We start from the raw sequence: 21,222 nt of genomic DNA on the forward strand, positions 1-21,222 counted from the left end.
TGCCGGTCACCGTGCAGATGTCGGCAGGTGAGCCGGCCGCTTCCGACACCTGAAGGACCGACGCCCCCGACGACTCAGCCAGGGGAGGCTCCGGAGGCCGGTTCGGTGGTCGCCGCAAGGGCCCGCCGTACGTCCCGGCGTACCTGGTCGACGGCGGCCTCGGACAGGGGTCCGCGCGGTGGGCGGCACCGCCCACCGAACCGTCCGGCGCACTCCATGGCGAGCTTCACGGCCTGCACCGACTCGGGCCGGGAGGACCAACCGAGGATCGGGTGCAGTTCGGCGTAGAGCGGCAGCGCCCGGCCCAGGTCGCGGGCGACGCACAGCTCGTACAGGCGCACGGCCTGGCGGGGCAGCGCGTTGGGCACTGTGGCGACCCAGCCGGTGGCGCCGCACAGCACCAGCTCGAGCACCACGTCGTCGGCGCCGACCAGCACGTCGACGTGGGGGCAGAGGTCCCGCAGGCGATGCAACCTGCGTACGTCGCCGGTGACCTCCTTGACCGCGACGATCCCGTCGATCTCGGCAACGGTCGCCAGCAGGTCCGGCGTGAGGTCCAACCGGGTGTCGGACGGCTCGTTGTGCGCGACCACCGGCAGGCCGACCGCCGCCACCTCCCGATAGTGGGCGACCACGTCGGCGGGGCGGGCAGCGGGCCCCTCGGGTGGCCGCGCCAGCACGCCGTGGGCACCGGCCATGGCGGCCTGCTCCGTCCAGCGGCGGGCCTGCCTGCTGCCGTAGCCACCGACGCCGGGCACCACCGCGCAGCCGGGCGGCGCGGCCTGCACCGTCGCCTGAACCACGGCGGCCCGCTCGTCGTCGCTGAGAGCCCGGTACTCCCCCACCGACGCGCACGGCGCGACCCCGTGGCACCCCTCGGCAGCGAGCCAGCGGACGTGTTCCTGGAGCTTGTCGACGTCGACCGACAGGTCGGCGCGGAACGGCGTGGTGATGGAGACCAACACGCCCCGCCAGGGCCTACCAGTTCCCACCCGCAAGCCCCCCCTCCGCCGGCGCCGCCAGGCGTGGCGGCGCCGACGCGATCCGTACCGGAACCCTAGAAACGTCCGCCGCTGCGGTCTTCGGACAGATGCCGGAACAGCCGCGTCACCGCCCGTCTTTTTGTCGTGACTTCGACAGTGGACCTTGCGCGATGACCCGTCGGCACCGGAGGGTAAGGACTGGCGGTCGCGCGATCCCTGTCACGCAGCGCAACCAGGGGAGTTATATGCACGGTGAGCTCCAGCGAATCGTCGACGCCGTCGCCGCCCGGGTGGGCCGACCCGCCCTCATCGAGGATCGCCGACAGCGGGTGGTCGCCTACAGCGAGCACGACGGTCCCATGGACGAAGTCCGGCGGACGTCGATCCTGCGCCGGCAGACGACGCCGGAGGTGATCGCCTGGTTCCGGGACATGGGCGTGCTCACGGCGCACGCGCCGATCCGCACCCCCGCGTGCGCCGAACTGGACCTGCTGGCAAGGGTGTGCGTGCCGATCCGGCACGACGACCTGCTGCTCGGGTTCGTCTGGTTCATCGACGCGGACGGTTCGATGACCGATGCCGACATCGCCACCGCGACCGGCCCCTTCGCCGACCTGTCGCTGGCCCTGTACCGGGAGAACCTGCTCGGTGAGCTCGCCTCCCAGCGGGAGACCGAGGCCACCCGCACCCTGCTGGTGGAGAGCCGGCAGGCGCGCGAGCACGCGGCGCGGGCGCTGCTGGAGGAGGGCGTGGTGGTCGCCGACGGGTCGACTGTCGCGCTCGTCGCCCAGCTCGTGCCGGCCGCCGGGCGGCAGCCCGACGAGGTGGCCCGGATCGCCCTGGAACAGGCCCTGGTCAACACCCGCCGCTGGATCGGCGTGCGGGAGACGCTGCACCTGGTCTGGCACGACCACGGGGTGCTGCTGGTCTGCGGCGACCGGGTCGCCGGCCGACCCTCGCCGGAAGCCTCCGCCGGGCACCTCAACGACGCGCTGGGCACCGCGACCCGGGGCCTGGCCTCGGTGGACCGGACGGTGACCGGGATCGGCCAGCCTCGTGCCGGGCTGTCCGACGCTGTGGAGTCCTACCAGGAGGCCGCGCAGGCCGCCCGGGTCGGCACGCAACTGCCCGCGCTGGGCGGCGTGGTCTCCTGGGCCGGCCTCGGCATCTACCGGGTGCTGTCCCAACTGGACTCTCAGCACCTCGCCGTCGCGGGCGTCCATCCCGGGCTGGAGCGGTTGCTGCGCGACGATGCCCACCAGGTGCTGCTGGAGACCCTGGAGGCCTACCTGGACCTGGCGGGCAACGCGCACGCCACCGCCGAGAAGCTCCGCTTGCACCGGACGACCCTCTACTACCGGCTGCAACGGGTGGAACAGCTCGCCGGGACCGACCTCAAGGACGGCAACGAACGGCTGTGCCTGCACCTGGCCATGAAGCTCGGTCGGCTCACCGGCCACTACCGCACGCCGTGACGCCGCCGCCCGCCGGTGGGGCCCCAGCGGACAGCAGCGGCTGGTCAGAGCGGCCGTCGGGACGGTCCCGGGCGTTCCTCGTCAGACGAGGCGGGTCATCCACCCGTACGGGTCGGCGGCCCGACCGTACTGGATGTCGAGCAGGTGGCGGCGCAGCCGCATGGTCACCGAGTCCTCGGCGCCGGCCTTCGGGGCCGTCACCTCGCCGCCCTCCCAGACCAGGCGCCCGACCGGCGTGACCACGGCGCCGGTGCCACACGCGAAGACCTCGGTGATCGCGCCGGACGCCACACCCTCCTGCCATTCCCTGATTTCCACCGGGCGCTCCTCGACCTCCAGGCCCAGATCCTTGGCGAGGATGAGGATCGACGCCCGGGTGACGCCCTCGAGGATCGTGCCGAGTGCCGGGGTGACTATCCGTCCGTCGGCAGTGATGAAGTAGAGGTTCATGCCGCCGAGCTCCTCCACGTAGCGGCCCTCGGCGGCGTCCAGGAAACAGACCTGCTCACAGCCGTGCTCGGCGGCCTCGACCATCGGCGCCAGGCTGGAGGCGTAGTTGCCGCCGCACTTCGCCTCGCCCGTGCCGCCCCGCGCCGCCCGGGTGTACTCGGTGGAGAGCCAGATGGAGACCGGCTTGACGCCACCGGAGAAGTACGCGCCGACGGGGCAGGCGATCACCATGTAGGTGATCTCCTTTGCCGGGCGAACCCCCAGGAACGGCTCGGAGCCGAACATGAACGGCCGCAGGTAGACGCTGTATTCGTCCTCGTCCGGCACCCACACCTGATCCGCACGGACCAGTCCCTCGACCGAGGCCATGAAGTCCGGCACCGGCAGCTCGGGCAGTGCCAGCCGCCGGGCGGACCGGGCGAAGCGCTCGCCGTTGGCGTGCGGCCGGAACGACCAGATCGAGCCGTCTCGGTGCCGGTACGCCTTCATGCCCTCGAAGATCTCCTGGGCGTAGTGCAGTACGGCCGCCGCGGGGTGCATGAGGATCGGACCGAAGGGGATGATCTCGGAGTCCTGCCAGCCGCCGTCGGGCCTCCACACCGCCCGTGCCATGTGGTCGGTGAAGTACGTGCCGAACCCCGGATTGGCCATGATCTCGGCTCGCCGCTGCGCGCTCGCCGGGCTCGGATTCTGGTGCAACGGGAACGACAGGCTCATCGCCGGGTCCTCTCAAGGGCCGCATCCCTGGGCGCTCAGGTCACCGAGCACGAACACGCAGGGGAGGTTGTCGGATGACGGGTGCAGAATACCGACGGTGCGCCATCCGCTCGGGGCGCGGCACGTGCGTCCCGTCGTCTCGCCAGCCCTGGTCGAGGAGTCCAAGGAGCCGACCTGGCTCACCATTCCCTCGTGGTCGGTGGTCGGCAAGCAGGACGCCGTCATCCCCGCCGCTCAGCAGATCGCCATGTCCAGGAGGGCCAAGGCGCACACGACCGAGATCAACGCGCCTCACCTGTCCATGGTCACCGACGCGGGCGCGGTCACCAACCAGATCGAGGCCGCCGCCAAGGCGACCGACTGACACCACGGCCCGACTGACACCACGGCCGGCCGTGGCATCGCTCACCGCGATGCCACGGCCGGCCTTTCCGCCATCCGGCTCACGTTGCCGCCGAGGTCAGGAGAACGTCAGGCGGTCGTCCGGGCCGCTTCCAGGATGACCTCGGTGACCTCGCCGGGATGCGAGATCAGGCCCAGGTGACCGGCGTCGATCCGGGTGATGTCGGCGCCCGCCCGCTTCATCATCGCCTCCTGGCTGGCCGGCGGGATGACCCGGTCCTCGGTGCCGATGACCGCCCACACCGGGATCGTCTTCCACGCCGGCTCGGTGGCCGGCACCCCCAGCGCGTTCGTGGCCAGAGCGGTCTGGGACACGGCGAGCACCTCCGCCTGCCGCCGCGGCAGACCGTTGGCGAAGCCGGGGATGAACACCTTCGGCAGGACGTACGCGTCGGCCGCGCCCTCCGGGGCGCCGGGGAACGGTACGAGCTTGAAGACGCTCGTGGGGTCGGTCAGGGCTGGTTCGAGAATCGAGCCGGAGCCCGCGGTGAGCTCTTCCACGGTCTCCCCCTTGTCCGGGGCGAAGGCGTCGACGAACACGATTGCCTTGACGTTCTTGTTGCCGGTCGCGGCGTCGCTCGTCACGAAACCGCCATAGGAGTGGGCGGCGATCACGACGGGACCTTCGATGGTGGACAGGAAGTCCTTCAGGTAGCCGCTGTCGATCGACGGCCCCCGGTTGGGTTGCGGCGCGACCTGGACATCGAAGCCGCGTGCCTGGAGTCTCTTGACCTCCCCACTCCAGCTGGAGCCGTCCGCCCAGGCGCCATGCACCAGGACGATGGTCGGTCTGGTGCGATGCCCCTCGTCCGGGATTGGTCGCGCACCGCCGTCCGCTGACACGCCTGGGGCGGCTGAGCCGAGCACCGTCACCAGCGTCGCGGCGGCGAGCGTTGCGGCGATGGTCTTCGGCCGACGTAGCGAGATACCGAGCATGTCTCTTCTCCCTCGTTGGTCTGTGGTTTCCGAACGCGGGCAGATGTGCGCAGCCGCCATCGCGACCCGGCCCACGCCGTACCGGCCGACAGCACCACGAAGCAGCGCGTGTACCGATGACGCCGAGCCGCTGGGCGCGATGACGTGCCTGATCGCCCGACCTCACCGTATTCACGCCAACGGCGAATCTCGGACAGAAGAGGAAAATAACTCAACTTTACCTTGCGGGAGGAAACGCCACCAAACGGGCTCATGACCTCCCCCGCGCCGACCACTCCCCCAACTTCCCGTTATCTGTAAACAACCCTTGATATTAAGCGTCACGAACGTCAATATGTGGAGGTCGCGGGTCGTCGAAGCCTGGGGAGTGAGCAATGAGAAGACGTCGGATTTTCGCAGCGGTGGCCGGGGCGGCGATGACCGTCACGGCCGCCGTCGCCTTCGTCCCCAGCAGCATGGCGGCCGCACCCTCGGCCAACGCCGTTCCGATGGTCGCCTGCACCGCCCCCACCTGGGCTGAAGGACCCACCTACCAGGCGGGCGCCCAGGTCACCTATGGCGGCCGGCTCTACCAGGCGCTGGTCACCCACACCGCGCACCCCGGCGCCGGCTGGAACCCCGCCTCGACTCCATCGCTCTGGCGTGACCTCGGAGCGTGCTCGGGGACCACCCCGCCGCCCACCACGCCACCACCGACGACGCCGCCGCCCACCACGCCACCACCGACCACACCTCCCCCCACCACGCCACCACCAACCGGTGGGACCTGCGCGGTGAAGTCGCGGCCCACCGGCAAGGTGCTGCAGGGCTACTGGGAGAACTGGGACGGGGCCTCCAACGGCGTGCACCCCGGCCTCGGCTGGATCCCGATCACCGACAGCAGGCTCAACCAGCACGGCTACAACGTGATCAACGCGGCGTTCCCGGTGATCCGCTCGGACGGCACGGTCCTCTGGGAGAACGGCATGGACGCCGGCGTGAAGGTTGCCACCCCGGCCGAGATGTGCCAGGCCAAAGCCGCCGGCGCCACCATCCTGATGTCGATCGGCGGGGCCGCCGCGGGCATCGACCTGAGCTCCAGCGCGGTCGCCGACCGGTTCATCGCGACGATCGTGCCGATCCTGACGGCCTACCACTTCGACGGCATCGACATCGACATCGAGACCGGCCTGACCGGCAGCGGCAACATCAACACCCTGTCCACGTCGCAGGCCAACCTGATCCGGATCATCGACGGCGTGCTGGCCCGGATGCCGTCGAACTTCGGCCTGACCATGGCTCCGGAGACGGCCTACGTCACCGGCGGCAGCGTGGTCTACGGCTCGATCTGGGGCTCGTACCTCCCGATCATCAAGAAGTACGTGGACAACGGCCGGCTCTGGTGGCTGAACATGCAGTACTACAACGGCAGCATGTACGGCTGCGCCGGCGACTCGTACCCGGCGGGCACCGTGCAGGGCTTCACGGTGCAGACCCAGTGCCTGAACAACGGGCTCACCATCCAGGGCACCACCATCCGGGTGCCGTACGACAAGCAGGTCCCCGGCCTGCCGGCGCAGATCGGGGCGGGCGGCGGCCACCTGTCGACCTCGCTGGTCACGCAGGCGTGGAACTCCGTACCCGGCCTCAAGGGCCTGATGACCTGGTCGGCCAACTGGGACGGGTCGAAGGGGTGGACCTTCGGCGACAACGTGAAGCGCCTGCAGGGCCGCTGACGGCTGACCAACGCCGGGCCTCCCGCCAGCCGTACGTCGGCAGGCGAGAGGCCCGGCGCTCTGCATCGTCGACAGCCGTGCGGCATCCGCCGGCGGTTTCAGCGGACATTCCCCTGTGTCCAGTTCGAGTTCACCGCATCGCTCTACGGTGCCAGCGGACCGAGAACGCCCTGCTCGTACCCGGAGAGATGAGGATTGATGGCAGTAAGCAAGCGGGTGGGCCTGACTGCTGCGGCGGTCGCGCTGACCCTGACGCTGCCGGGCGCCGCGACCGCGGCGGCGGCTGAGCGGAACACGTGGGACCAGGCCGAGTTGTTGACGTTCGCCGCGCTGCCAGCGGCAACCTTCGTTCCCGGCAGCGAACCGTCCGGCTCGTCGCTCGGCAGTGCCCCCATCAACGGGATCACCCCGCCGTTCGCCGACCAACCGATCCAGGGGTTCAGCGGCGTCCTGCGCAACACCGACGGCACCTTCGACGTGCTGTCCGACAACGGCTTCGGCAACAAGGCCAACAGTGCCGACTTCGTGCTGCGTGTTCAGCGGGTCGCGCCCGAGTTTGGCAGCGGTGCGGTGGACGTGCTCGGTGGCATCAACCTGACCGACCCGTACGGCAAGGTGCCATTCCCGCTCACTCGTGCCGACCGCGTGCTCACCGGAGCCGACTTCGACGTCGAGTCGATCACCCGGACGGCGGATGGCACGTACTGGGTCGGTGACGAGTTCGGTCCGTACCTGCTGCATTTCGACCGGGCGGGCCGGTTGCTGCAGGCGCCGGTGCCGCTGCCCGGGGTTTTCGCCCCCGAGAACCCGGGCCGCGGCGCGACCCCGGCCAACCTCGCCAGCAGCAAGGGCTTCGAGGGCATGGCCCAGTCGCCAGACGGTCGCACGCTCTACCCGCTGCTTGAGGGCACGACCACGGGTGATCCGGCCGGCACCCTCCGGCTCAACGAGTTCGACACCCGGACCAACGCCTACACCGGCCGACGCTGGGCCTACGCGCTCGACTCTCCCGCGCACGCGATCGGTGACGCCATCATGGTCGATCGCGACCGCTTCCTGATCATCGAGCGGGACAACGGCCAGGGCGAGACGGCGCAGGTCAAGAAGATCTACCTCGCCGACAAGCGCGACCGGAACCGCGACGGACTGCTCGACAAGACGCTGGTGGCCGACCTGATGGCAATCGCCAACCCTCGGCACGTCGGTGGGTTCGGTGACCCGTTCACGTTCCCGTTCCAGACGATAGAGGACGTGGTGATCCTCGACGACCGCACGCTCGCCGTCCTCAATGACAACAACTTCCCGTCGTCGGCAGGCCGGACTGCCGGCCAGGCGGACAACAACGAGTTCATCGTGATCAAACTCGACCGCCACCTGGACGCCGACAAGCGCGTCCTGCGTCGCTACTGACCCGCTCTCAGCGGGGTGGGCAGACCGACAGGCTGTCCACCCCGTCCCGGGCGGCCCGAGCGCGCACCGAACGGTGCCGCGTGGGTCATGCCTCAGCAGTTGGTCGGCTGTGCACCACCAACTCGTCGATCTCCAACCGGCCGACGCGCAACTCCCGCACGACCGCCCGGCGGATCACCAGCCGCCCGATGACCAGCGCCCCGACGGCCACGGCCCCGACGGCCAGCGCCCCCACGGCGAGGGCACCGACCGACGCCGCGCCCGCAGCCCGCGCGCCGGTAGCCGCCGCGCCCGTCGCCACCGCGCCGTCGGCACGCGTTCCGGTCAACCGCATCAGGTTCACATCTCGCTTCATCGCCCCATTGTCCGCGTGCCGCCAGCCGGGTGCCGATCAGGTGCGAAACGCCTCGATCGTGAGCGCGGCGAAGCGCCGAGAGGCGGCAGCCCGGGCGTTCGTCGAGGTCGCGTACAGGCCACCGTTGGCCATCAGCATGAGAACCAGATCGTCCAGGCCCACGTCAGGCCGCAGGTGGCCGGTGCCCTTGGCCCGGCGCATCAGTTCGGCCAGCGAGGCGAGGGCGGCTTCGCGCTTGGCGGGGAGGTCCACGGCGTGGGGAAATGCCGAGGTCAACGCCGCGGTGAAGCCTCGGCTTCAGGCTTCCAGCTCACACAGTTGTTCGATCACGAGACACAGGCCGCGCCAGGGGTCAGGGTCGGTGAGCCCTTCGTCGACGACGGCAACGCACGCGTTCATCTGATCCGCGAACGCCTCCGTGGCCAACGCCTGCTTGGTGGGGAACGAAGGACTGACGTGGGAAGGGTGACGAACAGTGAAGGCAGTAATGATCAGGAAGTTCGGCGATCCCCGTGGCCTGGCGGTCGTCGACCTTCCTGTCCCGGTGCCCGCTCCGGGGCAGGCGTTGATCACCATTGAGGCGGCCGGTGTGGCTGGTGCCGACGTCCTGATCCGAAGCGGCTCTGGCCGCGTACGGCTTCCGCGAGGGCCACATTCCGGGCGGCGAGGTTGCCGGCACGATCACGGCCGTGGGCGACGGCATCGACCCCGCGTGGATAGGGCAACGCGGCTGGGCCTTCACCGGTACGGGCGGCGGCTACGCCGAGCAGGCAGTCGCCCCGATCGCTGAGGTTCTGTCCCTGCCGGCGGGCCTCCCCGCAGTCGACGCCGTGACGCTCGGCAGCTCCGGGGCTGGGGGTTCGGACGATCCCGCCGGCTACGACGTCATCATCGACGTCGTCGCGGGCCCGGACATGCCCGCGTTCTTCGACCGACTCAACCCCAACGGCCGGCTCGCGGCCGTCGGGGCGGTCGGCGGTCAACCGCCAGCGGACTTCGGAACAAGGTTGATGGCCGCGTTCCAGAAGTCGATGTCGTTCGCCACCTTCAGCGCGGCGACGGTGACGGCGGCCGATCGACAGGCCGTACGCACGGAGCAGCTCGCCGCCGCCGCTGGCGGGGAACTGCAGACCGTGGTGCACGAGGTTCTGCCGCTGGAGCGGGCGGCAGTGGCGCACCAGAAGATGGACGCCGGCGAGGTCTTCGGACGAATCGTCCTGACCGCGAGCCCCTTCCACTGAATCCGCTGCACCGATCGGGGTGGTCTCTTAGGCTGCGTGGGCGGGGCGCCCGGTTCGACGAGTGCGTCGCGGTGGCGCTGTACAGGCTGGTCGGGTGCTCCTCTCGGTGGCCTGCTTCCGCTACCTCAGCCGGCACGGGGAGCTGCCGCGACGGCGCGTAGGTCCCCCGGTGTCGTTCGCGGCCAGCGGCCGAGCCCGGCTACCGGTGAGGAGCACCGATGACGCAGAGTGCGCACGACCGCCCGGAGATTGTCGTCGGGCTCGTGGCAACCCCGCCGGATCATCCGGCCCGGGTGGCAGAGCGGCTCACCACCGAACTGACCAGCGGGCTCGCCGAGCGGGTGAACGCGGACGTGCGGTGGACCGTCCGGGAAGGCTGGGGAGCAGTAGCGCCGCGCCGCGACGGCGGCGTTGAGGCACTACTCGATGATCTTGCCTCGCGGCGCGTCGACGACCAGTGGGACGTCGCGATCTGCCTGACCGACCTGCCGCTGCATGCTGAGCGGGTGCCGCTGGTCGTGCAGACCTCCGCTCGGCGTCGAGTCGCTGTGGTGTCCCTGCCCGCCCTGGGACTGCACCAACTGCGAGCGGCCCGGGCAGCCGTTCCGGATCTGGTGAGCCGGCTGCTGACCGACGCCTCCGACCAGCGGGTGCCGCCAGCCGACTGGGCACCGGCCAGGATGACAAGCCGGGTTCCCGCCATCCACCGGGTGGTCGGCGAGACCGACCTCGGTGAGCGGCGCTACGTCGCCTCGCGGTTCGTCGGCCGACTACGGCTGTTGATCGGCATGGTTCGCGCCAACCGTCCGGGGCGCGCCCTGCTGGGCCTGTCGAAGCTGCTGGTCGGCGCGTTCGGCACGGCCGCGTTCGCGCTCACCACGGACACCATCTGGCAGATGGGCGACGCGCTCGGCGGACTCCGGCTTGCCGTGATCATGCTGCTCGGGCTGACAGCGTTGGTGGCCTGGCTGATCGTCGCGCACGACCTGTGGGAGAAGCCAAGCCGCGAGACGCCGAGTGAGCTGGCACGGCTGTTCAACCTGGGTACGATCCTCACCCTCACTCTGGCAACGGTGCTGTCCTACGTGGTGTTGTTCGTGGGTACGGTGCTCGTCGGGGCGCTGCTGGTCGACACAACCGTGTTGGAACAGACCTTGCAGCGGCCAGTCCACTTCACCGACTATCTGACGCTCGCCTGGATCACCAGCTCGCTGGCCACCGTCGGCGGCGCGATTGGCTCTGGGCTGGAGAACGAGGAAACGGTTCGAGCCGCCGCATACGGCTATCACCCACAGCCCGATGGCTGGCGAGATGAGGAGAGCGGGCGGGTCTGATCGGTCATGGCTGATACTGACTGCGGGTGCGGGGCAGCCACTGGGGATGGCGGTCGCGAAGGTAGCGAAGCATTCCCTCGCGCAGGTCGCAGCGCAGGTCCCAGGCGCTGGCGCCGTCGGCGGCCGAAGCCTGTACCTGGATGACCACCGCCTGCGGGGTGGAGTCGACCATCTGGAGCACCCACTGGTCGCGATCCCACAGCGCTGAGGACTCGACCAGCCGGCGTGCTTCCCGGCGCAGGTCGTCCAGGTCGGCGGTGTGGTCGACATGAATCTGGATCTTGCCGATCACTCTGGACTCGTTCCGGGTCCAGTTCTGGAACGGCCGCTCGGTGAAGTACGTCGTCGGCAGGATGAGCATCCGCTCGTCCCAGAGCCGGATCACCACGTTGGTCAGTTTCACCTCCTCAACTCGGCCCCATTCGCCGTCCACCACGAGCACGTCGCCGACATGCAATCCGTCGGCGAAAGCGACCTGGACACCGGCGAACGCGTTGCCCAGCGCGGTACGGGCCGACAGGCCGATCAACGCCCCGACCACCCCCGCCGACGTCAACATGGAGACGCCGAAGAGGCGTATCGGCCGGAAGGTGATCAGGATCAGGCCGATCGCGACGATGGTGACCACGGCGACGGTGAGCCGCCGCAGGGGGCGAATCTGCGTCCGGGCCCGCCGGACCCGTCGGCTGGCGACCGCGTCACCCGGCAGCCGGCTGAACGCGACCGCCTCGGCGACGTGCAACGCCTTGATCACTAACCATGCCCCGGACAGCACCAGAGCCACCAGGACGGCGTGCCGCAGATGACGCGGCCACCCGGCCGGACCCAACGGCAGCGCGTAGTACAGCGCCCCCACCAGCAGCAGCGCCGCGGCCGGGCGGCGGCAGGCATGCCGCAGCGGCTCCAACAACCACTGGTAACGGCCACGGGCTACCCGGCGGATGACCAGGCCAGAGATCAGGTCGACGACCACCGCGGTCGTCAGCGCGGCCACTACGATCAACGCGGTACGCATCAGAGACCGTTCACGGTAATCCCGATGCCAGCTTCCCTCGGCTCACTGCCCTGTCCACGTGCTCAGGGTGCCACCCCGTCCAGTGGCAGGCGGCCAACATCGGCGAACAACCCGCTCCGCGACGAGGGCTGCCCCCGAACCCTGGGAGCGAGCGCGGATGATCGTCTCTCCGGTGATCCGCTCGGTCAGGTTGAGATCCCGAACCCAGCCACGGTAAAACTGGTCTGTCAAGTCCACTTCTGTTCCACCTGGTTACCGCTGTTGTCACGCGAGAAGCGCCAGTTCAGCTTCCTCGACGAGGCAACGGCCCGGTATCGGCGTGACGCGCGCCTCACGGACTCTGGAGTCCAGGAATGGTGGAGACTGCGGGAATACCACCAACCCGGGGAGCGTCTGTACCTGCGTGTCCAGGTGGGCTGGCACGACGACAGGCAGGGAGACGACGTGAACACCGAAAAGGCAATCCTCGCCGGAGGCTGCTTCTGGGGCATGGAGGAGTTGTTCCGCCGCCAGCCCGGCGTCGTGTCCACGCGCGTCGGCTACAGCGGCGGCGACGTCCCGAACGCCACCTACCGCAACCACGGCACCCACGCGGAGTCCATCGAGGTCGTCTACGACACCGACAAGACCGACTTCCGCGCGCTGCTCGAGTTCTTCTTCCAGATCCACGATCCGTCGACGAAGAACCGCCAGGGTAACGACATCGGCGTCAGCTACCGCTCGGCGATCTTCTACACCAGCGACGGGCAGAAGCGTGTCGCCGAGGACACCATCGCCGACGTCGACGCCTCGGGCTTGTGGCCCGGCAAGGTCGTCACCGAGGTCACCGCGGCAGGAGACTTCTGGGAGGCCGAGCCTGAGCACCAGAACTACCTGCAAACCTACCCGAACGGGTACACCTGCCACTTCCCCCGTCCCGGCTGGAAGCTTCCGAGGCGGGCGTCGGCCTGACACCTCCGGCGCGCGGACCCCGGGTCCGCGCGCCGTATGGGACCGGATGGTCCCGGCAATCTCGCACCAACGATGATTTTGGTGATGGTCCCACCGCTCATCAGGAGCACAGAACACGTCCACCCGCTGGACTCCGAAGTCCAACTCGACCTAGATCAGCGCTGGATACACTTGACAGATGAGCGACGAGCAGGTGACTGTGCCGACGAACAGGCGGCGGATCAGTCAACGGGGCATCGCGACGCGAGAGCGGATCCTCGATGCAGCGAACCGGCTGACGCTCGTGCGCGGAGTGAACGCGACGACCCTCGACGACATCCGCGAGGCAAGCCAGACGAGCAAGTCCCAGCTCTACCACCACTTCGCCGACAAGCAGGAACTGGTGCGCGCTCTGGTCACCTATCGGGGCGCGCTTGTGCTTCAGCGGGAAAGCGCCGGGCTGGAACGACTGCGATCGTTCTCAGGACTGATCCGGTGGCGTAACGCGCTGGTCCAGGCCAACTCGCTGAACAACGGCAGATACGGGTGCGGCCTCGGGTCAATGGCTCTCGAATTGTCTGATCAGGATGAGCAGGCTCGATCGTCAGTGTCGGAGACATTCGCGGCATGGGAGAAGCTGATCAGTGATGGTCTGCACCGGATGCGCGACAGCGGCCTACTGCGCCAGGATGCCGATCCGGAGAAGTTGGCCACGGGATTGATGGCCGCTCTGCAGGGCGGCTACCTGTTGGCGAACGCCGCGCACGACGTCGCACCCATGGAAGTCGCCCTGGACATGGCGCTGGACCACATCAGATCGTTCCTCGTGCAGCCGTCCCGCTGATTGGGCCCCGCTGAGGACGGGACGCACCGGAGGAGGCGGCGAGTGATTCCGCCGCCCCCTCCGGGCAGGCTCACTTCCCGTACAGCTCGAATTCGTAGAGCGAGAACCCGTACGAGGTGGCGCGCTTGACCCCGTACACCCGCACGTAGCGGGCGGTGACCGGGGCGAAGGTGGCGTTGTCGACGCCGCCGTTGCCGGTGGTGGTGGCGAACACCGGCGACCAGGAGCTGCCGTCGGCGGAGACCTCGATCCGGTACGAGGTGCCGTAACCGGCCTCCCAGCGCAACACCGCACGGCTGACGCTGCGGGCCGCGCCGAGGTCGACCCGGAGCCACTGGTTGTCGTTGTAGCTGCTCGCCCACCGGCTGCCGAGGCTGCCGTCGACGGCCTTGCCCGGGGTGTAGCTGGTCAGGAACTGGGTGCTCGAGGCGGTGGCCGGACGGCCCTGCGCCAGGTTCGTGACGTCGTCGCCCCGGCGCGCCGGGAACGAGACGACCTGCTGGTAGGTGGGGCGGTTCTGCCAGGCGATCACCGGGTGGGTGATGCCGCCGAGCCCGGAGTGGGCGATCGCGTCGGCACACCACTGGTCGCCGGCCCCGCAGGACTTGTCACCCGGGTAGACGGTGGTGGCCGGCACCGCGGCGGCCTGACCGAGCGCGTCGAGCAGGGCCTGCCGGCATGCGCCGAGGTTGCCGTTGCCGCAGTACGCGCGGCCCAGCCCACCGGCCACCGGGTCGCCGAGCACGGTGCGCAGGTCCTTGTCGACGTAGCCCCACCAGCCGTACTGGAATGACGAGCCCTTGTGCGCCTGGCCCTGCAACGCCCAGTTCGCGGTGCCGTCGCGCCCGCCGTTCTGGCCACCCGACGGCGCCTCGTTCACCTCGATGGCGTCGACCAGCGAGGCGTAGAGGTCCGACCCGAGGCCGGGGCGGAACTGCGCCGAGGCCAGTAGCGGCCACCAGGCGTCGAAGATCCGGATGGCGTCGGCGTGCTGGTAGACCTTGGAGCCGGGGGACGTCTCCACCCGGCGGACCCCGGCCTGCTGCCAGGCGCGCAGCTTGCTCACCGCGTCGGCCAGCGCCGGATCGGTGACCGGCGTGCTGTCCAACACCCGCAGCAGATCACCGAGGACCTGTTGGCCGCGCAGGTCGGTCACCGCCGCATCCGCCATGATCTTCACGACGTCGGCGCGACCGAGCTTGCGCTGCGCGATCGCCGCGCGCACCGGGCCGTCGAGCAGCTGAGCCCGGTGTACGGAGCCGAAGCTGAAGTTGCCATCCGCCGCCCCGAAGTCCCGCGCCTGCTTGTTGTTCCAGCTGACGTAGTAGTCCTGGTTGACCGACTGCGGATGCGCCGACGCCGGGATGTAGGTGGCGTCGTTGGTGTCCGGGTTCCAGCCGGCCCACTCGTACGCCGGCTCGGCCTTCGTGGGCAGGTTCGGGTCGGCGGTGGCCGGACGGACCGGGTTCGCGCCGGAGTTGAGGTACGCCGCCTCGGTCGAGTTGACGTAGAACCAGTTGAACGCGTACCCCACGTCGGCTGCGGAGGTCTGGAAGGCCGCCGCGCTGCCCATCGCCGACGGGTCGTTGAAGGCCTGGAAGCCGATCGCCGAGTCGGCCTCGTGCCGGTAGGTCGAGCGCAGTTTGGTGAACGCCGTCGGCTGCCCGTTCACCAGGCCCCGATGGGAGACCAGCCCGTACCTGGTGCGCAACGCGCGCAGTGTGTACGAGCCGGCCGGGGTGGAGTCGGCCAGCGTCGGGGTCCAGGAGTTGCGCTGCTCCAGCGCCTCCATGGCGAGGCACTGTCCGTGGTAGAGGTAGCGGTTGGTGCGCAGCGTCGGGGCACTGCCGTCGGTGGTGCACAGCGGCACCGCGTACGTGTCGGTGAGGTCCTGGGACGCGGAGGTGGCGCTCCACGCGTAGTCCTGGCCCCGGCCGAGCAGCACGTAGAGGTTCAGCCCGGCGAACGCCGCGCCACGCGCGCTGATGCCCGGACCCTGCAACTCCTGGAGCATGAGCAGTTGCGGGGCGAAGTAGCCGGTCTGCGGCCCGAACACGGCAACCGGATTGCCCGTGGTGGTGTGCCGTCCGGAGACCACCACCGCGTTGGACATGCCGTGCGCGCGCAGGTTGGACAGGCCGCCGAGCAGCTCCTTCGTGGCGGTGCTGGCACCGGTGCGGGCGGCGGCCCCGCCGGTGGCGTCGTACGCGAGGGGTTCGGCGACCACCGATCCGGCGTCGGGGAGCACCGCGCTCGTCGCGCCCGGCGGCGTCGCCCCGTACGGGAAGCTCTGTCCGTCGTGCAGGGTGAGCACGGTCTCCGGGTCGTTCTGCGAGCGGAACGCCGCCCACACCCGGTCGCCCTCGGTGGCGCCATACTTGGCGCGGGCGGCCACCCGGACCAGCGCGGACTGGATCTCGCTGCCCCCGCCCCCGCCGAAGAGCCCGCCGATGACACCGGCGGTGGCGATCAGGTCGGTCATCGTGAAGTGCTTCGGCTTGCCCGCGCCCGCGAGCACGTACTCGCCCGGGTAGTTGTCGTCGGCGATCGACTTGTCGATGTAGGCGTTGATGCCGGCGATGTAGTCGACCACGTCGGTGTAGAGCTGCTGACCCCGGGTGCCCTTGGTGCGCAGCGCGTCCACCTGGACCTGGAGGTCCGCCTCGGTGTAGGGCGAGTTGGCCCAGACGCTCTGCTCCAGCTCCCGGTTGCCCGGTGCTCCGCCGGCGAACGAGGTGACGTTTCCACGGCCGACGTGCCGCAGCAGATCCATCACCCAGAGCCGGTCCTGGGCTCCGGCGTAGCCGGCGCCGAACATGGTGCCGGCGCGGGTGGTGCCGGTGACGTGCGGGACGCCGGTGGCCTTGTCCCGCACGATTGTGACGTCCGATCGCGGGGAGACGGTGCTCTCGACCTGTGCGGCCGGAACACCGAACGAGGCGTCGTTGTAGAAGTGGGCGATCTGCTCGTCGGTCAGCCCGGCGTAGTTGTAGACCAGGTTCGCGTACTCGTCGAGCTGGTCGCTGGAGTGCGCCGGGCGGGTGCCGAGCGCCTGGTGGGCCAGGATGGCGACCAGCGTGGCGTTGCCGTTCTGCCCGGGCGGCAGGATGTCGGCGCACTGGCCAAGGCAGTAGTCGGTGGCGGCGAACGTCGTGGCGGCCAGCGCCGGTGACGGCGGGGTCACCGTCAGGACGCTCGCGGTCAGGACGGCGGCGGTGAACGCCGCCAGCCGGTTACGGAGAGCGGGACGGGGCATGGCGATCCTCCGGGGACGCGGAGTCGGGCCGTACGGTCTCGCCCGGCTACCGGTGCCGACGTCTCGCCCTCCGCGCCCGGGCGTTCCACCCGGAGGTGAGAATCATTCGTATCGATCTCGGAGCAATGATCGGCGCAGAACCGCCGTCCGGGATACCCGTCGTTCACCACGCGCCAATGCCGACGTTTCGCCGCCTTTCGCCACCGGGGGTCAACGGCCGGGGCCTCCAGCGGCGGCCCCGGCCCCAGGATCAGCTCCCGCAGATGCCGAATGCGTTGAGGCTCCACGAGCCGGCGAAGCCGTCGGCGTCCTCGTCAGCTCGCAACCGCACGGTGTTCCCCCCGGTGATGTTGACCGCTGTCAGCAGCACCTGACCATTGCCGGCGTTGATATCCACGCCCGCGCTGTAGAGGCCCTTGCCGGCCGGGCACGCCTTGACGCGGCTGGAGGACGGGTCGCTCGCGCTCGTCCCCGTCGACGAGATCCGCTCCAACCCGGCCGGCGCGGTGGCGCAGACCGCGATCGAGGTGGCGCTCCAGCCGGACGGCGAGGTGCCCTGCACCGGGACCGCCCGGACGGTCACCGATGTCAGGTCGAACGACGGCACCACCTGGTCGAGCACGACGTCGCCCAGGCCGCTGTTGATCCGCCCACCCATGCCGATGACCTTCTTCGTCCCGCAGCTTGCCGTGACGAACTCCGTTCCGATCGCCCCGGTCGTGGCCACCACCTGGTACCCGGCCGGCGTGGTGGCGCACTGGGCGAGGGCCTGTAGTGCCCAGTCGCCGGTGAAGTTGACCGGGCCCACCTCACGCATCGTCACGAAGAACCCGGTGCCGTTCGCCAGCGGCTCCAACCGGTCCAGCCCGACCCGTCCGGCGGCCGACGAACCGGCGAGGAGGAAGCCGCCGCCCCCGGTGACCACCTTGCCGGTCGGGCAGGACGCGAACGCCGACTTGTCCAGGCTGCTCTCCGCAGCCGACTGGGTGACCGTCTCCAACCCCGCCGGATCCGCCGAGGCCGGTGCCGCCCAGCCCAAGCCGGCCACCACGGCAGCCGTCGACACAACGGCCGCCAGCATGCCCCGTCCCTTGGTTACTCGCATGTCGCTCTCCCTGTCCGCCTCGGCCGACGTCGTGCCGGCCTGCCTCCCGCCCGGACCAACAGATCCGGCGACTTAGGAGAGCCTGGGCGGACCCGCTTGTCGTCCGCTATCCGACCGCTTGGCGCCGGCCGTGCAGGGCCGTGCCGTCCCTAGACTGTGGACGTCCGAAAACGACCGAACAGGAACGCCATGCGGTGGTCCCTCCTCGGCCCCGTCCAGGTGACCGCCGGAGGGCGGGTCCTTCCCATCGACCGCCCCCAGCAACGCGCGGTACTCGCGCTGCTGCTCCTCAACGCCGACCGGCTGGTGCCCCTCGGGCAGATCGTGTCGGCGCTCTGGGCCGAAGGACCACCCGCCAGCGCCCGCACCCAGGTTCAGGTCTGCGTCTCCCGAATCCGGTCGGCCCTGCGCGAGGTGGGAGTGGCCGACCTGCTGACGACCCAGGGCAGCGGCTACCGGCTCACCGTACCCATGGGCGAGCTGGACCTCGCCGAGTTCACCGTGGCGGTCGAGCGGGCCCGCGCCGAGGAAACAGCCGGCCGGCGGGCAGAGGCGGCGCGACTGCTGCGCGACGGCCTGGCGTTGTGGCGTGGGCCGGCGCTGGCCGGAGCGACCGGAGCCTTCGTCGACGCTGCCGCCACCGGCCTCGACGAGCAACGCCTGCTCGCATACGAGCGGCTCGCCGCCGTGGAACTCGGCCTCGGCCGGTTCGCCGCGACCGCGCGTGCCCTGCGCCCCCTGGTGGCCGAGCATCCGCTGCGGGAGTCGCTGGTGGCTGGGTATCTGCTCGCCCTGGACGGCTGCGGCCAGCGGGCCGCCGCGCTGCGGCTCTACACCGAGACCCGCCGCCACCTCGTCGACGAGTTGGGCGTGGAGCCCGGCCCCGAGTTGAGCGAGGCCCACCTGCGGGTGCTGCGGGGGCGGACGCCGGCCGAGCCCACAGCCGCGGAGCCCCACGGCCCGTCTCCGGCCCAGCTCCCCGGCGCCCCCGCCTGGTTCACCGGCCGTGCGACGGCGCTGCGGCAACTGGACGCGCTGCTGCCCGCCGAACTGGCGGGAGCCGCCCGGAACGGCGGCGACGGCGAACCGGGCCGGGCGGTGGTCATCTCCGCCATCGCCGGCACCGCCGGGGTCGGCAAGACCACCCTCGCGGTGCACTGGGCCTACCGGGTCGCGCACCGGTACCCGGATGGGCAGCTCTACGTCAACCTGCGCGGGTTCGACCTCGACGGCCGGGCCGTGTCGCCGGGCGAAGCGCTGCGCGGCTTCCTGGAGGCGCTGCACGTGCCGCCCCAGCGGATGCCCACCGACCTGCCCCGGCAGGCCGCCCTGTTCCGGACCCTGCTCGCCGACCGCCGGGTTCTGGTGCTGCTCGACAACGCCCGCGACGAAGAGCAGGTGCGCCCCCTGCTGCCAGGATCCCCGGGAAGCCTGGTCGTGGTGACCAGCCGCAACCGGCTCACCGGCCTGGTGGTGAACGCCGGGGCCCACCCGGTGACGCTGGACGTGCTTCGGCCGGCCGAGGCCCGGGAGCTGCTGGCCGGTCGGCTCGGCCGCGGGCGGGTCGGGCGCGAGGCGGCGGCGCTGGACGAGATCGTGCGCTGCTGCGCCGGCCTGCCGTTGGCCCTGGCCGTCGTCGCGGCCCGCGCCGTCGGGCAGCCCGACGTACCGCTGGGGGCGTTCGCCACCGAACTGCGGGACACCGACCCGGTTCGGCTCACCGCACTGGCCACCGGCGACCCCACTACCGACGTACGGGCGGTCTTCTCCTGGTCGTACCGGGCGTTGGACGCCGATCCGGCCCGGTTGTTCCGGCTGCTCGGGCTGCATCCCGGCCCCGACGCCGGACGGGCGGCGGTGGCCAGCCTCGCTGGCCTGCCGCCGGCTCGGGTCGAACCGCTGCTGGCCGACCTCACCCGGGCGAACCTGCTCACCGAGCGCACCCCCGGCCGGTACGCGATGCACGACCTGCTTTGCGCGTACGCCTCCGAGCTGTGTCAGGCCACCGACCCCGAGGCCGAACGGAAGGCCGCCCGACGCCGCCTGTTCGACCACTACCTGCACGCCTCGCGCGCGGCGGACCATCTGCTCGACCCGTACCGGTTGGCGCGGCCGGCAGCGCTGCCTGCACCCGAGCCGGGTGTGACGGTGGGCGACCGCCCGGAGCACGCGTGGGCGACCGCGTGGTTCGCCGCCGAGCACCACGTGCTGCTGGCGTGTGTGGAGCAGGCAGCGGGCACCGGCCTGGACCGGCACGCCTGGACGCTGGCGGCGGCCCTCACCACGTACCTCGATCGCAGCGGGCACTGGGCCGAGCTGGCCACCGCGCAACGGACCGCCCTGGCGGCGGCGCTGCGCCGGGGTGACCTGGCCGGTCAGGCCCTGGCGCACCGGGGTCTCGCCATCGCCTGCACCTGGTCCGGCGATCACGAGGCGGCGCACCGGCACTACCGGCGCGACCTGGAGTTGTACCGCGAGTTGGGCGACGACACCGGACGGGCGCACACACACCTCGGGGTGAGCTGGGTGCTCGCACGGCAGGGCCGGCTGCGGGCGGCTCTCGACGAGACCCGGCTGGCCCTCGACCTGTACCGGGCCGCCGACTACCAGGTCGGGCAGGCCAAGGCGCTCAACAATCTGGGCTGGATGCACGCCCGGCTCGGCGAGCCAGGGCCGGCGCTGCACTGCTGCCAGGCGGCCCTGCGGCTGCACGAGGAGACCGGCGATCGGCACGGCGCGGCGCTGACCTGGGACAGCCTCGGCTACGTCCACCACGGCCTCGGCGACCACGACCGGGCCGCGGACTGCTACCGGCGGGCGTTGGAGTTGCACCGGGAGCTCGGCGACCGCTACGACGAGGCCGAGGTGTTGGACAACCTGGGCGACAGCCTGCGGGCGGCGGGTGACCTCGACGCCGCGCGTCGGGCGTGGCGAGAGGCGCTGACGATCTTCGACGAGCTGCGCCATCCGGACGCCGACCGCCCCAGGGTCAAGCTGGCCGCCCCGGCCGTCCCTGCGGCGTCAGCGGGCGGCGGGGAACCGTAGGTGACGTGG

At 70.6% G+C, this 21,222-nt stretch carries 17 protein-coding genes and 1 pseudogene; 9 read left to right on the top strand and 9 right to left on the bottom strand.

What is annotated here, in order from left to right; genetic code table 11:
* Nucleotides 1-74: 74 nt before the first annotated feature.
* Nucleotides 75-992, bottom strand: coding sequence for a dihydrodipicolinate synthase family protein (locus ABZU43_RS11495; protein WP_355006424.1), 918 nt, complete (start codon nt 990-992; stop codon nt 75-77).
* Between the two features lie 236 nt (nt 993-1,228).
* Here ABZU43_RS11495 and ABZU43_RS11500 point away from each other — a divergent pair, with 236 nt between their 5' ends.
* A complete protein-coding gene (locus tag ABZU43_RS11500; protein WP_355006425.1) occupies nt 1,229-2,458 on the top strand; it encodes a helix-turn-helix domain-containing protein in 1,230 nt (409 codons plus the stop codon).
* 81 nt (nt 2,459-2,539) lie between these two features.
* On the opposite strand, the gene ABZU43_RS11505 is transcribed toward ABZU43_RS11500, so the two are convergent.
* Nucleotides 2,540-3,625: a branched-chain amino acid aminotransferase gene (locus ABZU43_RS11505; RefSeq protein WP_355006426.1), complete on the bottom strand. Its 1,086-nt coding sequence runs from the start codon at nt 3,623-3,625 to the stop codon at nt 2,540-2,542.
* Between the two features lie 97 nt (nt 3,626-3,722).
* On the opposite strand from ABZU43_RS11505, the gene ABZU43_RS11510 reads away from it, so the two are divergent.
* Complete coding sequence (locus tag ABZU43_RS11510) at nt 3,723-3,989, top strand: hypothetical protein (RefSeq protein ID WP_355006427.1); 267 nt, start codon at nt 3,723-3,725, stop codon at nt 3,987-3,989.
* Between the two features lie 107 nt (nt 3,990-4,096).
* Here ABZU43_RS11510 and ABZU43_RS11515 read toward each other — a convergent pair whose 3' ends face one another.
* Nucleotides 4,097-4,963, bottom strand: coding sequence for an alpha/beta hydrolase (locus tag ABZU43_RS11515; RefSeq protein WP_355006428.1), 867 nt, complete (start codon nt 4,961-4,963; stop codon nt 4,097-4,099).
* A gap of 374 nt (nt 4,964-5,337) precedes the next feature.
* Here ABZU43_RS11515 and ABZU43_RS11520 point away from each other — a divergent pair, with 374 nt between their 5' ends.
* Both ABZU43_RS11520 and ABZU43_RS11525 read left to right on the top strand, forming a co-directional pair.
* Nucleotides 5,338-6,678, top strand: coding sequence for a glycosyl hydrolase family 18 protein (locus ABZU43_RS11520; RefSeq protein WP_355006429.1), 1,341 nt, complete (start codon nt 5,338-5,340; stop codon nt 6,676-6,678).
* 198 nt (nt 6,679-6,876) lie between these two features.
* Nucleotides 6,877-8,088, top strand: a complete 1,212-nt coding sequence (locus ABZU43_RS11525) for an esterase-like activity of phytase family protein (RefSeq protein WP_355006430.1) — start codon at nt 6,877-6,879, stop codon at nt 8,086-8,088.
* Between the two features lie 85 nt (nt 8,089-8,173).
* On the opposite strand, the gene ABZU43_RS11530 is transcribed toward ABZU43_RS11525, so the two are convergent.
* The 3 genes and pseudogenes from ABZU43_RS11530 to ABZU43_RS11540 form a co-directional block, all read right to left on the bottom strand.
* Nucleotides 8,174-8,443, bottom strand: coding sequence for a hypothetical protein (locus tag ABZU43_RS11530; protein ID WP_355006431.1), 270 nt, complete (start codon nt 8,441-8,443; stop codon nt 8,174-8,176).
* Between the two features lie 36 nt (nt 8,444-8,479).
* Nucleotides 8,480-8,725: pseudogene (locus ABZU43_RS11535) on the bottom strand (TetR/AcrR family transcriptional regulator); the annotation flags it as partial.
* Between the two features lie 15 nt (nt 8,726-8,740).
* Nucleotides 8,741-9,019 carry a hypothetical protein gene (locus ABZU43_RS11540; RefSeq protein WP_355006432.1) on the bottom strand — a complete coding sequence of 93 codons (279 nt, stop codon included), beginning with the start codon at nt 9,017-9,019 and terminating at the stop codon, nt 8,741-8,743.
* 113 nt (nt 9,020-9,132) lie between these two features.
* Between ABZU43_RS11540 and ABZU43_RS11545 the strand changes: the two genes are divergently transcribed.
* Nucleotides 9,133-9,684, top strand: coding sequence for a zinc-binding dehydrogenase (locus tag ABZU43_RS11545; RefSeq protein ID WP_355006433.1), 552 nt, complete (start codon nt 9,133-9,135; stop codon nt 9,682-9,684).
* Nucleotides 9,685-9,902: 218 nt separating this feature from the next.
* A complete protein-coding gene (locus ABZU43_RS11550) occupies nt 9,903-11,018 on the top strand; it encodes a hypothetical protein (RefSeq protein WP_355006434.1) in 1,116 nt (371 codons plus the stop codon).
* Nucleotides 11,019-11,022: 4 nt separating this feature from the next.
* On the opposite strand, the gene ABZU43_RS11555 is transcribed toward ABZU43_RS11550, so the two are convergent.
* On the bottom strand, nt 11,023-12,033 hold the full coding sequence (locus ABZU43_RS11555; RefSeq protein ID WP_355006435.1) for a mechanosensitive ion channel domain-containing protein: 1,011 nt from the start codon (nt 12,031-12,033) through the stop codon (nt 11,023-11,025).
* A 444-nt stretch (nt 12,034-12,477) separates the two neighbouring features.
* Between ABZU43_RS11555 and msrA the strand changes: the two genes are divergently transcribed.
* Both msrA and ABZU43_RS11565 read left to right on the top strand, forming a co-directional pair.
* Nucleotides 12,478-12,984, top strand: a complete 507-nt coding sequence (msrA, locus tag ABZU43_RS11560; RefSeq protein ID WP_355006436.1) for a peptide-methionine (S)-S-oxide reductase MsrA — start codon at nt 12,478-12,480, stop codon at nt 12,982-12,984.
* Between the two features lie 178 nt (nt 12,985-13,162).
* On the top strand, nt 13,163-13,807 hold the full coding sequence (locus ABZU43_RS11565) for a TetR/AcrR family transcriptional regulator (protein ID WP_355006437.1): 645 nt from the start codon (nt 13,163-13,165) through the stop codon (nt 13,805-13,807).
* Between the two features lie 70 nt (nt 13,808-13,877).
* On the opposite strand, the gene ABZU43_RS11570 is transcribed toward ABZU43_RS11565, so the two are convergent.
* Together ABZU43_RS11570 and ABZU43_RS11575 are read right to left on the bottom strand one after the other, a co-directional pair.
* Nucleotides 13,878-17,063 carry a penicillin acylase family protein gene (locus ABZU43_RS11570; protein WP_355006438.1) on the bottom strand — a complete coding sequence of 1,062 codons (3,186 nt, stop codon included), beginning with the start codon at nt 17,061-17,063 and terminating at the stop codon, nt 13,878-13,880.
* A 250-nt stretch (nt 17,064-17,313) separates the two neighbouring features.
* Nucleotides 17,314-18,168 carry a hypothetical protein gene (locus ABZU43_RS11575; RefSeq protein ID WP_355006439.1) on the bottom strand — a complete coding sequence of 285 codons (855 nt, stop codon included), beginning with the start codon at nt 18,166-18,168 and terminating at the stop codon, nt 17,314-17,316.
* A gap of 189 nt (nt 18,169-18,357) precedes the next feature.
* Here ABZU43_RS11575 and ABZU43_RS11580 point away from each other — a divergent pair, with 189 nt between their 5' ends.
* Nucleotides 18,358-21,213, top strand: a complete 2,856-nt coding sequence (locus ABZU43_RS11580; RefSeq protein ID WP_355006440.1) for a BTAD domain-containing putative transcriptional regulator — start codon at nt 18,358-18,360, stop codon at nt 21,211-21,213.
* Nucleotides 21,214-21,222: the final 9 nt, after the last annotated feature.

It is taken from the genome of Micromonospora sp. NPDC005205 (assembly GCF_040608275.1).
Lineage (GTDB): Bacteria > Actinomycetota > Actinomycetes > Mycobacteriales > Micromonosporaceae > Micromonospora.

What these genes read in the sequence shown, in the direction of transcription:
- ABZU43_RS11500 (WP_355006425.1), top strand. Translation starts at nt 1,229, where the DNA reads ATGCACGGTGAGCTCCAGCGAATCGTCGACGCCGTCGCCGCCCGGGTG.
- ABZU43_RS11505 (WP_355006426.1), bottom strand. Translation starts at nt 3,625, where the DNA reads ATGAGCCTGTCGTTCCCGTTGCACCAGAATCCGAGCCCGGCGAGCGCG.
- ABZU43_RS11515 (WP_355006428.1), bottom strand. Translation starts at nt 4,963, where the DNA reads ATGCTCGGTATCTCGCTACGTCGGCCGAAGACCATCGCCGCAACGCTC.
- ABZU43_RS11520 (WP_355006429.1), top strand. Translation starts at nt 5,338, where the DNA reads ATGAGAAGACGTCGGATTTTCGCAGCGGTGGCCGGGGCGGCGATGACC.
- ABZU43_RS11525 (WP_355006430.1), top strand. Translation starts at nt 6,877, where the DNA reads ATGGCAGTAAGCAAGCGGGTGGGCCTGACTGCTGCGGCGGTCGCGCTG.
- ABZU43_RS11530 (WP_355006431.1), bottom strand. Translation starts at nt 8,443, where the DNA reads ATGAAGCGAGATGTGAACCTGATGCGGTTGACCGGAACGCGTGCCGAC.
- ABZU43_RS11540 (WP_355006432.1), bottom strand. Translation starts at nt 9,019, where the DNA reads ATGGTGATCAACGCCTGCCCCGGAGCGGGCACCGGGACAGGAAGGTCG.
- ABZU43_RS11550 (WP_355006434.1), top strand. Translation starts at nt 9,903, where the DNA reads ATGACGCAGAGTGCGCACGACCGCCCGGAGATTGTCGTCGGGCTCGTG.
- ABZU43_RS11555 (WP_355006435.1), bottom strand. Translation starts at nt 12,033, where the DNA reads ATGCGTACCGCGTTGATCGTAGTGGCCGCGCTGACGACCGCGGTGGTC.
- ABZU43_RS11565 (WP_355006437.1), top strand. Translation starts at nt 13,163, where the DNA reads ATGAGCGACGAGCAGGTGACTGTGCCGACGAACAGGCGGCGGATCAGT.
- ABZU43_RS11570 (WP_355006438.1), bottom strand. Translation starts at nt 17,063, where the DNA reads ATGCCCCGTCCCGCTCTCCGTAACCGGCTGGCGGCGTTCACCGCCGCC.
- ABZU43_RS11575 (WP_355006439.1), bottom strand. Translation starts at nt 18,168, where the DNA reads ATGCGAGTAACCAAGGGACGGGGCATGCTGGCGGCCGTTGTGTCGACG.
- ABZU43_RS11580 (WP_355006440.1), top strand. Translation starts at nt 18,358, where the DNA reads ATGCGGTGGTCCCTCCTCGGCCCCGTCCAGGTGACCGCCGGAGGGCGG.